Source organism: Acinetobacter sp. GN11 (assembly GCF_054823985.1).
In genome coordinates this window covers 37,362-45,598 of sequence record NZ_JRVL01000030.1, presented here as the reverse complement: position 1 = coordinate 45,598, position 8,237 = coordinate 37,362, and the positions used below count along the sequence as shown (strand labels likewise).

Annotated in this window: 5 protein-coding genes and 1 riboswitch; of the genes, 1 reads left to right on the top strand and 4 read right to left on the bottom strand. The window is 41.7% G+C overall.

Going from position 1 to position 8,237, the window contains the following annotated elements:
• Positions 1–5 precede the first annotated feature (5 nt).
• Entirely contained in the window at positions 6–2,162 is a 2,157-nt protein-coding gene (locus tag NL42_RS03960) for a TonB-dependent siderophore receptor (protein ID WP_461311833.1), read from the top strand.
• A 60-nt stretch (positions 2,163–2,222) separates the two neighbouring features.
• Here NL42_RS03960 and NL42_RS03955 read toward each other — a convergent pair whose 3' ends face one another.
• The 4 genes from NL42_RS03955 to aceE form a co-directional block, all read right to left on the bottom strand.
• The gene (locus NL42_RS03955; RefSeq protein WP_003654075.1) at positions 2,223–2,798 is read right to left on the bottom strand and encodes a TMEM165/GDT1 family protein; all 576 of its coding nucleotides are present in this window, start codon (positions 2,796–2,798) and stop codon (positions 2,223–2,225) included.
• A gap of 15 nt (positions 2,799–2,813) precedes the next feature.
• Positions 2,814–2,999, bottom strand: a riboswitch (yybP-ykoY riboswitch).
• Positions 3,000–3,027: 28 nt separating this feature from the next.
• Positions 3,028–3,306, bottom strand: a complete 279-nt coding sequence (locus NL42_RS03950; RefSeq protein ID WP_461311830.1) for a hypothetical protein — start codon at positions 3,304–3,306, stop codon at positions 3,028–3,030.
• Between the two features lie 145 nt (positions 3,307–3,451).
• A complete protein-coding gene (locus tag NL42_RS03945) occupies positions 3,452–5,410 on the bottom strand; it encodes a 2-oxo acid dehydrogenase subunit E2 (RefSeq protein ID WP_461311829.1) in 1,959 nt (652 codons plus the stop codon).
• Between the two features lie 2 nt (positions 5,411–5,412).
• The gene (gene aceE / locus NL42_RS03940; RefSeq protein ID WP_461311828.1) at positions 5,413–8,130 is read right to left on the bottom strand and encodes a pyruvate dehydrogenase (acetyl-transferring), homodimeric type; all 2,718 of its coding nucleotides are present in this window, start codon (positions 8,128–8,130) and stop codon (positions 5,413–5,415) included.
• Positions 8,131–8,237 lie beyond the last annotated feature (107 nt).

The following is an 8,237-nucleotide window of genomic DNA, read 5'->3' as shown; positions in this document are numbered from 1 at the left end:
CTCCCATGAACCAAGCACCTTATTTTTCAAGCTCCAAAACATTGTTAGCAGTCGTTATTTTTAGTTCGATGACAGCAAGTCATGCTGATGAAACAGCAGAACAACAAAATTCGACCAGTGTGCTACCCACAATTTCTATTCAGGCGCAAAAAGAACCCACTTCGCCTTATGTAGCAACAAAAGCAACCTCTGCCTTAAAATCAGATGCGCCCTTATTTAAAACGGCTCAATCGGTTTCAGTAGTGACGCGTGAACAGCTCGACCAGAAACAAGCAAAGACACTTGCAGAGGCACTTGAAGGTGTTGCAGGTGTTGAAGCCGGAAAACTTGGTCGTCGTGGTTGGGATGATTTCGTTATTCGAGGACAAACATCTTCCGATTCGGTTTATGTAGATGGTTTAAGAATCGGTCAAAGCTCTCCAACGCCGTCTGTAGCAGCTGAACTATCGGGCATGGATCAGGTACAAGTTTTAAAAGGCCCAGCCTCTATTAATTTCGGTTTGGTTGCGCCAGGCGGCATGGTGAACTTAGTCACTAAACGACCTGAAGCAGAAAGCTTTGCACGTGCTAGCATGACTTATGGCAGCTATAACTTAAAAGAAGGTACATTCGATTTAAACTATAGCCCTAATAATAGTGAGAAAGGTGCTTTTCGTTTAAATGGCCGCATCTCTGACCAAGATGACCCGACAGATTATGTGTATTTTAAAAATTACTATATCTCCCCTTCTTACAACTTCGACTTAGGTGATAACACTGACCTCTCTGTAATCGCAAGCTATCAGCACCGTGAATATATTCGTCAACAAGGTTTACCTGTTATTGGCACCTTAAAAGACAATCCTAACGGCGCTATAGATCGAAGTTTATATATTGGCGATCCTAATTTCGGTAAATATGAAGCAGATGTTTATCGTACGGGTTATACGTTTAAACATGCATTTGATAATGGCTGGAACTTCAATCAGAATTTTGCCGTACAAAAAACCGAAATGGATGGCACTGCGGTTTTTGCTCGTACAGGTAGTAACTTTTGGGCAGATAAAAACTACACTACCATAAGCCGTAAAAATAATAGCCGCCACCAAATTATTGATAACTTAAGTTTTGCCATCGATAACCGTTTAAATAAACAGTTTGATTTATATGGTATGCAACATGATTTCAATATAGGTGTAGATGCCTTCCAAGAAAAAAGTGATTACACCAATAACCGCTGTAATGTAGGTGATTTAAACATATATGCTCCTGTATATGGGCAAACTGTTACCTGTTCCGACCCTGTCAGCAACCACGATATTAACCGCTTAAAATACGCAGGTTTATATATTCGTGACCGTATTCAACTCAATGACCAATGGCTTTTAAGCTTGTCTGGACGCCAAGACTGGGCACAGACCCAAAGCACAAGCTTAGTTTCAAGTAATACGAGTAAACAATCCGACAATGCATTTACGGGTAGCGCCTCTGTCATGTATACCCTTAATGATATTGTTGCTCCTTATGTTAGCTATGCCACTTCATTTACACCTAACAGTGGTACTGATGTAAATAATAATCCGTTCAAACCTGAAGAAGGAAAACAGGTTGAAGTCGGAATGAAATTACAAAGCCCTGATCAACGGATTCAAGGTGCTATCGCTTGGTATGATTTAAAACGTCAAAATGTTTTAGTCACTGATACTGCGAATAGTGGTTATAAAGCTCAGCGTGGCGAACAGTTAACACGCGGTATTGAAACTGAGCTCAGCGCAGAAATTTTAGAAGGCTTAAAATTAACCGCTGCATATACCTACACCATTGATGCTGAAATTAGTAAAGATGCAAACTCAAGCAATGTAGGAAAAGCACTCGATAATATTCCTGAGCATGCTTATAGCTTGTCAGCACGTTATAAATTTGACCCAGCATCAAAACTTGGTTGGTATGTTGGCGGTGGATTCCGTGGTGAAACATATAAAACTGTCGATGGCTTAGATGTTCACGTTCCGGGCTATACAGTCTTTGACACTGAAGCTGGCTATGACGCTGGACATTGGGGTGCCCAACTTGCGATTCGTAACTTATTTGATAAAGATTACTATGCAGGTGCGCTGAACGAGAATTTAGTGACACTCGGTAACCCACGCCAAATTAACTTCACAGTGAAATTTAACTACTAAAAAGACCTACAAAAAAACGCACTCAATTCGAGTGCGTTTTTTTTGGCAGCTTTAAATGTTTTAGAAGAAGTAATGCTGTACTAAAGTAGAAACACCAACAATTAAGAAAATCGCAGCACCAATTTTATGAATGAGTGAGATAGATAAACGTTCAGCTAATTTATTACCAATAAATACAGCTGGTGCATTGGCAATCATCATACCTAAGGTTGTACCTAGCATCACCCAGAAAATGCTGTCATAACGTGCAGCTAAAGCCACTGTCGCAATCTGAGTTTTATCACCAATTTCTGCTAAGAAAAACAGGATAAAGGTTGCACCAAAAACACCAAATTTTTGCCATCTGTTAATGCTATCAGTTTCATCATCTAGCTTATCTGGAATAAGCATCCAGAAGGCCATACCAATAAAACCACCCGCAAGTACCCAAACTAAAATTTCGGGACTCAAGACGGTCGTAATCCACTGTCCAAGCACAGCAGAGATACCATGGTTAATTAAAGTTGCTAAAAGAATCGCAATGAGAATAGGGATTGGCTTACGGAAACGTGCAGACAGTAAAAGGGCCAACAATTGAGTTTTATCGCCCATTTCAGCTAGGGCAACAATCGAGGTAGAAATCAGAAATTCTTGCATGTCGTTTCTCTGGCTAGCATAAATGCCCATGACCTACCCCTCCTGCTAGCCAAATATCTGCAGAGTGGTAAATCAAAGGTCTTGCCAACTCGGAAACGATGAGACGTTTAAGCTATGATGACCATGTTCTGTTGAACAATTATGTTGATCATCACCTATTCACTCAGAAATGAATAGCGGCTACTCCCCAATGAAGTATGTGCCTATTATATTCGAGCAGTTCTATTTTTCAAACAAAAAATTTTATCCATGCCCACACTAACAGTCGCCCCAAGCCCAATACTAAAGCTAAACAGATACTTAAGTTAATAAACCCAAAATTGTTAATACCAGCTATATGTTGTGATTGAAATTCAAATGGCAAAATAAGTGTTGCCACAAATACTTCCAAACCGATGGCAACGTAGGTCATCCACTCCCAAGGAAAGTGCAAAAGACTGACCCATAATCCCATCAATAAAAATACCACCAACAAAATCGGCAACATGATTTTTAAAAAACCTACCATTTATTATTTCTCCTTTACCTAAAACGAGAAATTTTTCCTCTCTCGATCACTCCCTCTTTATCTGTAGATTAACCTAAAATCAATTAAATTAAATACCAAAATAAAACCCCGCCGAAGCGAGGTTTTAATGATTCATTTCAAAATATTAGATTAATAAAGTACGAATATCTTTAAGAAGTTTCGTAAGTTTATTAGTGAAGCGAGCGGCATCTGCACCATTAATTACACGGTGGTCATAAGACATCGACAACGGCAACATTAAGCGTGGGTCAAAGTCTTTACCATTCCAAACCGGTTGCATCGTTGCAGGTGAAATACCCAAAATCGCAACTTGTGGCCAGTTTACAAGTGGTGTAAATGCTGTACCACCAATCGAACCTAAGCTTGTAATCGTGAAGTTCGCACCTTGTAAGTCTTTCGGTGTTAATTTCTTATCACGTGCTTTTTGACCTAACACACCCAATTCAACTGCAATTTGCTTAATTGATTTTTGGTCTGGGTTACGAAGTACTGGCACAGTTAAACCATCAGGTGTTGCTACCGCAATTCCCATATGGATTTCATTGCGCAAGAGCACTGATTTACCGTCATCAGATAGATGACCTGCAAACTCACGCTCTTCTTTCAACAAATGCGCAACCGCTTTGATAATGAATGCCATAATCGTCAGGCTGATACCTTCTTTTTTGAAGTTGCCTTTCAGCTCATTACGCCAATCTTCTAACTCAGTAATGTCAGCCGAATCAAACTGGGTGACTTGCGGAATAAAGTTATTCAACGACAATTGCGGAATAGATACTTGCTGCAAACGCGTCAGTACTTTTTCTTCCACACCACCAAATGCAGTGAAGTCAGGAAGCTTTGGCAAACCCGAAACCGCTGGTGCAGCCGCAGCAACTGGTACAGCTTGTGGTGCAGTTAAACGAGTCTTCACATAAGTAAAGATATCTTCTTTAACAACACGGCCATGCTCACCAGAAGTTTTAACTTGTGACAAAATCACACCAAGTTCACGAGCAAGCTTACGTACAGCAGGACCTGCATATACTTTAGCGTTTTCGGCTTCTTGCTCTTTGGTTAACTTGTCACTACCAGATGTTGGAGCAGATACAGCCTGAGTCGGAGCAGGAGCTGCCGCTTTAGGTGCTGCTGCCGGAGCTGGAGCTACTTCTGCTTTTGCCACTGGTGCTTGGCCTTCTGCTTCAATTGTTGCAAGCAATATACCTTGTGAAACCTGTTGGCCCGCTTGCAAGTGAATCGCTTTCACAACGCCCGCAACAGTACTTGGTACTTCAACAGTCGCTTTATCTGACTCAACCACAACAAGGCTTTGGTCTACATCAACTTTATCGCCAACTTGTACCAAAATTTCAGCAACAACTGCTTTGTCTACACCCAAATCAGGAACGTTAATATCAACTGGTCCAGATTGAGTAGCAGCCGCAGCTACAGTTTCTTGTTGAACTGGTGCAGGCGCTGCCGCTGGAGCTGCTGTAGAAGCAGGAGCTTCAACTGGCGCACTTGCTGCAGATGTTGTTTTCACTTTAATGAGCACAACGCCTTCTTTAACTGTATCGCCTTCTTTAACTTGAATGCTTTCTACAGTACCCGCAACACTGCTTGGTACTTCTACAGTTGCTTTGTCAGATTCAACAACAACGATGCTTTGCTCAACATCGATTTGTTCGCCAACTTTTACTAAAATTTCACCAACAAGTGCTTTTTCAACACCAATGTCAGGAACTTGAACTTCAACGACTTGGCTAGTAGTTGCCGCTGCTGGTTGTGCAGCAACTTGTGGCGCTGCAGCAGGTGCTTCTTTTTCAGCTGCTGGAGCAGGTTTTGCAACTTCTTCTGCTTGAGCTACAGGTGCATTACCTTCAGCTTCAAGTTCAAACAATACCGTACCTTCAGTTACGCTATCGCCTTCCTTGATTAAGATGCTTTTTACAACACCTGCTGAAGTGCTAGGCACTTCAACAGACGCTTTATCCGACTCAAGCAAAACAAGGCTGTCATTTTCAGCAATGCTATCGCCAACTTTTACCAAAATTTCAGCAACAATTGCTTTATCTACGCCAATATCAGGGGTCTTAATTTGCATGCTTAGTTCCCCTCACCTGTTTGCGCTTCATTGTATTCAGCAACTGCCTGAACTTCTGGATGTGCTTGTGGAGCCCATGCCACTGGACGGTCAGTGTCTAACTCAAAGTTAGAAATTGCATCTTTAACTAAACGTGCATCTACTTCACCTTCGTCAGCTAATTTTTTCAAAGTAGCAACAACGATATGTGCAGCATCAACACCAAAGAAACTACGCAAGTTAGCACGTGTATCTGAGCGACCATAACCATCTGTACCCAACGCAACAAATGGACGACCATCTGGAAGATAAGCACGGATTTGTTCGCTATACGCACGCATATGGTCTGTTGCTGAAACAACAATACCTTCTGTACCGCGTAATTGTTTAGATACCCAAGACTCTTTCACTTCTTCAGTAAGTGGGTGTAAGCGATTGTATTCTTCACATGCCATACCATCACGCGACAACTCATTGAAGCTTGTTACACTCCAAACGTTTGAATGGATTTGGTATTCATCACGTAAGATTTTTGCAGCTTTGATCACTTCACGAAGAATTACACCTGAACCCATCAATTGGACAGTTGCTTTTTCATCTTTTTCGAACAAGTACATACCACGTTTAATGCCTTCCTCAGCGCCTTCAGGCATTGCAGGATGCTCGTAGTTTTCGTTCATTACAGTGAGGTAATAGAACACACGCTCTTGGTTCACGTACATACGTTGTAAACCGTCATGAACGATTACAGCTAACTCATAACCAAAACATGGGTCATAAGATACACAGTTAGGAATCGTGTTCGCCAAGATATGTGAATGACCATCTTGGTGCTGTAAACCTTCACCGTTCAATGTGGTACGACCAGCAGTTGCACCTAACAAGAAACCTTGAGCTTGTGCATCACCCGCAGCCCATGCAATGTCACCAATACGTTGGAAACCAAACATTGAGTAGTACATGTACATTGGAATCATTGGCAAGTTATTGGTTGAATAACTTGTTGCCAACGCAGCCCATGCGCTCATCGCACCAGCTTCGTTAATCCCTTCTTGAAGCATGTGACCATCACTTGCTTCACGGTAATGCATTAACTGTTCTTGGTCTTCTGGGGTATATTTTTGACCGTGAGCAGCATAAATACCAAGCTGACGGAACATACCTTCTAGACCAAAAGTACGCGCTTCATCTGGAACGATTGGTACTACGCGGTCTTTAATTGCTTTTTCTTTAAGTAAAGCAGCAATTAAACGAACCATCACCATAGTGGTAGATTGCTCTTTACCACCTGAACCGTTTAATACTGCATCAAATACAGATAATTCAGGAATCGCTAAAATTTCACTCTCTTTACGACGTGCAGGTAGATAACCACCTAATGCTTCACGGCGCGCCTTCATGTACTTCATTTCTGGAGAGTTTTCACTTGGGCGATAGAATGGAAGCTCTTCTAATTGATCATCTGTAAATGGCAGGTTAAAACGGTCACGTACATATTTTAAAGAATCGATCTGCATTTTTTTGATTTGGTGAGTCTTATTCACCGCTTCAATTTCTTCAGACAAACCATAACCTTTAACAGTTTTTGCAAGAATAACTGTTGGTTGACCTTTGGCTGTCATTGCTTCTGCATAGGCAGCAAAAACTTTGTACGGGTCATGACCACCACGGTTAAGATTATCGATGTCTTCATCGCTTAAATCTTTTACAAGTTCCGCAGCTTCTGGGTACTTGCCAAAGAATTTCTCACGTGTATATGCACCACCTTTCACTTGATAGCGCTGGTATTCACCATCAACTGTTTCTCCCATTACCGCTTTTAAAGCGCCTGTGCTGTCTTTTGCAAGTAGCGGATCCCAATGACGACCCCATACCACTTTAATGACACGCCAGCCTGCACCACGGAATAAAGATTCTAATTCTTGAATGATTTTACCGTTACCACGTACAGGGCCATCTAGACGCTGTAAGTTACAGTTAACAACCCAGATCAAGTTATCAAGTTTTTCACGACCAGCAAGTGAAATTGCACCAGTACTTTCTGGCTCATCCATCTCGCCATCGCCAAGATATGCCCAGACTTTACGATTTTCTTCTTTGATCAAGCCACGATTCATCAAATATTTTTGAATGTGCGCTTGATAAATCGACATGATTGGACCAAGACCCATTGATACAGTTGGGAATTGCCAATAGTCCGGCATTAAATATGGATGTGGATAGCTTGGTAAACCGTTACCGCCAACTTCACGGCGGAAATTACTTAACTGTTCTTCAGTCAAACGCCCTTCAAGGAATGAACGAGCATAAATACCAGGAGCACAATGTCCTTGGTAATAAATCATATCTCCGCCAAAGTTATCGCTGTTTGCGCGGAAGAAATGGTTAAAACCTACGTCATATAATGTTGCACTTGATGCGAAGCTCGCCAAGTGTCCACCTAAATCATCACCTGTTTTATTCGCACGAAGTACCATTGCTAAGGCATTCCAACGAATCAATGCACGAATACGGCGTTCCATATCTTGGTCGCCTGGCATTGCAGGTTGTTCTTCAACAGAAATTGTATTTAAGTAAGGTGTATTGAGACGTTGAATGGGAACATGCTTAGCAATTGCTTGTTGGTAAAGTTTTTCCAATAAGAATGCCGCGCGCTCAGTTCCCATATGTTGTAAAACTGAATCGAATGCATCTTGCCACTCTTGGGTTTCTTGTGCATCGGAGTCACCGTAAAACGCCATAATTCACCTGTTCCTTGTTCTTTAATCTACTTTGTATTTTTACCACGTTTTACCCCTCTCTAGTTATTGCCACGGGTGAATGTGAGGGGGCCCTATTATTTTCTGAA